Source organism: Streptomyces sp. NPDC055078 (assembly GCF_053607985.1).
In genome coordinates this window covers 1-3541 of the sequence record NZ_JBSGUP010000779.1, presented here as the reverse complement: position 1 = coordinate 3541, position 3541 = coordinate 1, and the positions used below count along the sequence as shown (strand labels likewise).

Genomic DNA, 3541 nt, shown 5'->3' with positions numbered 1-3541 from the left:
GCCCGGGGAAGAGGCTCGGACGGGCCTCCTCGCGCAGGGACTGGCTCGCGGCCAGCGGCTGGGGAGGCATCGAGCGCGCGGCGGGCACGACGGCCGGCAGGGACGAGCCGGGCAGGGACGGCCCCGGCAGGGTGCGGGTCGTCGCCGGCTCGGCGCCCAGCTCATCCGCGGGCACCGCCTGCTGGGCGGCCCGGCGCGCACCGTAACGCCGGTGCACCGCCTGCTTGGTGACCCCGAGCGCCGAGCCCACCGCGTCCCACGAGAAGCCCAGCGAGCGATCGAAGTCCACCGCCGCCGTCACCAGCGTCTCCACACTGTCCCGCAACTCCTGCGCGAGCCGGACGGTCGGTGCGGGAGCTCTGCCGTAGACGACGAAACCGGTGGAGGGACCGGAGCGCCGCGGGCGGTAGACATTGCCCAGCTGCGCGGTGAGCGTGCGCAGTGCGTCCACCTGCCGGCGGACCCGCTCGATGTCCCGCACCAACAAGTGCAGACTTGCCCGGGTTTGGGCGTCGTGGGTTGCGTGGTCGGCCATTGGGAAGCCTCTCGGACCGGCGTTGAAAGGGGTCGGGCCGCATCGGGGGGCGGCCCGCTTCGGTCAATCTCTCTTGACCAACGCTCCACCCGCCGATGTGGTCACGGTGCGGGGGCGTAAGCGCATATGCGCAGGGCGCGCGGGCTTCCGTACGCCCCCTGCGACCAACCGCCATAGACTGGTGCGCTGCTCGTCGACTCTTGTCACCGCTCGTTACCGGGCCTGCCGTGGCGACGGGCCTGTACCAGCACACACCAGCCTGAGAGGCAGTCAGCCACCGATGAAGCTCGTCTTCGCAGGCACCCCCGAGGTCGCCGTCCCCGCCCTGGACGCCCTGATCGCCTCCGACCGGCACGAGGTCGCCGCGGTCGTCACCCGGCCCGACGCGCCCGCCGGCCGCGGGCGGCGGCTGGTGGCCAGCCCGATCGCCCAGCGGGCCGAGGAGGCCGGGATCGAGGTACTGAAGCCGGTTCGGCCGCGGGACGAGGGCTTTCTCGCCAGGCTGCGCGAGATCGCGCCCGACTGCTGTCCGGTCGTCGCCTACGGCGCGCTCCTGCCGAAGGCCGCCCTCGGCATCCCCGTACGCGGCTGGGTCAATCTGCACTTCTCACTGCTGCCCGCCTGGCGCGGTGCCGCGCCCGTCCAGCACGCGCTGCTCGCCGGGGACGAGCTGACGGGCGCCTCGACCTTTCTGATCGAGGAGGGCCTCGACTCGGGCCCGGTGTACGGCGTGATCACCGAGCACATCCGGTCCACCGACACCAGCGGCGATCTGCTCACCCGGCTCGCTTTCGCCGGTTCGGGGCTGCTCGCCGCCACCATGGACGGCATCGAGGACGGGACCCTGGAGGCGGTGCCGCAGCCGTCCGACGGGGTCTCGCTCGCCCCGAAGATCACCGTCGAGGACGCCCGCGTCGACTGGAGCGCCCCCGCCCTGCGCGTGGACCGCGTCGTCCGCGGCTGCACCCCGGCCCCGGGCGCCTGGACGGAGTTCCGCGGCGAGCGGCTCAAGCTCATCTCCGTACATCTCGTCGGTGACCGTACGGACCTGGCCCCCGGTGTACTCGACGCGGGCAAGAACCGGGTGTACGCGGGCACCGGGTCGCACGCCGTCGAACTGGTCTGGGTCCAGCCGCAGGGCAAGAAGCCGATGCGGGCCGCCGACTGGGCCCGGGGGGTGCGGATCGCCCCCGGGGAGCGGGTCGGCACGGACGCCGTACCGCACTGAGGGGGCGGGGACGGGGACGCCGTACGAGGGTGACACGACGCTGACCGGGGGGCGTCGGCGCAGGGGGCCCGACCCGGCGGGGCATCGCGCCGTACCGGCCCGGCGCGCGGCGGAGGCGCGGCGCCGTCGTGGCACCCGGGTACCAGGGCACTCGGGTGCGCCACGACGGCTCCGGGCCCGCGGTGGCCCGGCGGCACACCGCCAGGACCCGCGCCGGGTAGGGACTACGCTGGTGAGGTTGGACCCTGACGACAGCGGAGCACCTTTGAGCGACCAGGCACGCCCCCACCGGCCTCGCCGACCCCACAAGCCCCACCGCCGCCCCCAGAAGGACCCCGTGCGGATCCTCGCGTTCGAGGCGCTGCGGGCCGTGGACGAGCGGGACGCCTACGCCAACCTCGTCCTGCCGCCGCTGCTGAAGAAGGCCCGCGAGCGGGCCGACTTCGACGCCCGGGACGCCGCGCTCGCCACCGAGCTGGTGTACGGGACGCTGCGCCGCCAGGGCTCCTACGACGCGATCATCGCGGCGTGTGTCGACCGCCCGCTGCGGGAGGTGGACCCCCCGGTGCTCGATGTGCTCGCCCTCGGCGCGCACCAACTGCTGGGGACCCGGATTCCCAGCCACGCCGCCGTCTCGGCGAGCGTGGAGCTGGCGCGGGTGGTGCTCGGTGACGGGCGGGCCAAGTTCGTCAACGCCGTACTGCGCAAGATCTCGCGGAACGACCTGGACACCTGGCTGGAGCAGGTCGCGCCGCCGTACGACGAGGACGCCGAGGGCCATCTCGCCGTGGTGCACTCGCATCCCCGCTGGGTCGTCTCCGCCCTGTGGGACGCGCTCGGCGGCGGGCGTGCCGGGATCGAGGATCTGCTGGACGCCGACAACGAGCGCCCCGAGGTGACCCTGGTCGCCCGGCCCGGTCGCTCCACGGCCCGGGAACTGCTCGGCGCGGCGGGCGACGAATCCGGGATGCCGGGGCGCTGGTCGCCGTATGCCGTACGGCTGGTGGAAGGCGGCGAGCCCGGCGGGATCGACGCCGTACGGCAGGGGCGGGCCGGGGTCCAGGACGAGGGCAGCCAACTCGTCGCGATCGCCCTTGCCGACGCCCCGCTGACGGGTCCCGACGAGCGGTGGCTCGACGCCTGCGCGGGCCCCGGCGGCAAGGCCGCCCTGCTGGCGGCGCTCGCGGCCGGGCGCGGTGCCTCGCTGCTCGCGGCCGAGAAGCAGCCGCACCGGGCCCGGCTGGTGGAGCGGACGCTCGCGGGCAATCCGGGCCCGTACCAGGTCATCACCGCCGACGGCACCCGCCCGCCGTGGCAGCCCGGCGCCTTCGACCGGGTGCTGGTCGATGTCCCGTGCTCAGGTCTCGGCGCCCTGCGCCGCCGCCCCGAAGCCCGCTGGCGGCGGCGGCCGGAGGATCTGGAGAGCTTCGGTCCGCTCCAGCGCTCCCTGCTGCGCGAGGCGCTGAGGTCCGTACGGGTCGGGGGAGTGGTGGCGTACGCGACCTGCTCGCCGCACCTCGCCGAGACCCGGGTGGTCGTCGACGACGTCCTGCGCGGGCGCGGTGGGGCCTCCGTCGGGGCCGAGCCGGTGGACGCCAGACCCCTGATGCCGGGCGTTCCGGCGCTGGGCGACGGCCCGGACGTACAGCTGTGGCCGCATCTGCACGGCACGGACGCGATGTATCTGGCGCTGCTGCGGCGTACGGACTGAGCGGACCCGGGCGGGGCGGGGCCGAGGGGAGCTGCCGGGGCGGGCTGACGGGGCCTGTGTGGGGGGG

General features: G+C 75.0%; 3 protein-coding genes. 2 read left to right on the top strand and 1 reads right to left on the bottom strand.

Features of this window, described 5'->3' with window-relative positions:
- Positions 1 to 535 (bottom strand): hypothetical protein (locus ACWF94_RS36530; protein WP_453498888.1); only part of this gene is annotated, 535 nt, incomplete at its 3' end.
- A gap of 280 nt (positions 536 to 815) precedes the next feature.
- Here ACWF94_RS36530 and fmt point away from each other — a divergent pair.
- Entirely contained in the window at positions 816 to 1763 is a 948-nt protein-coding gene (gene fmt / locus ACWF94_RS36525; RefSeq protein WP_453498886.1) for a methionyl-tRNA formyltransferase, read from the top strand.
- A 265-nt stretch (positions 1764 to 2028) separates the two neighbouring features.
- Positions 2029 to 3474 carry an RsmB/NOP family class I SAM-dependent RNA methyltransferase gene (locus tag ACWF94_RS36520; protein ID WP_453498884.1) on the top strand — a complete coding sequence of 482 codons (1446 nt, stop codon included), beginning with the start codon at positions 2029 to 2031 and terminating at the stop codon, positions 3472 to 3474.
- Positions 3475 to 3541 lie beyond the last annotated feature (67 nt).

Excerpts from the sequence above, each read along its gene's own strand:
- fmt (WP_453498886.1), top strand. The coding sequence starts at position 816 with ATGAAGCTCGTCTTCGCAGGCACCCCCGAGGTCGCCGTCCCCGCCCTG.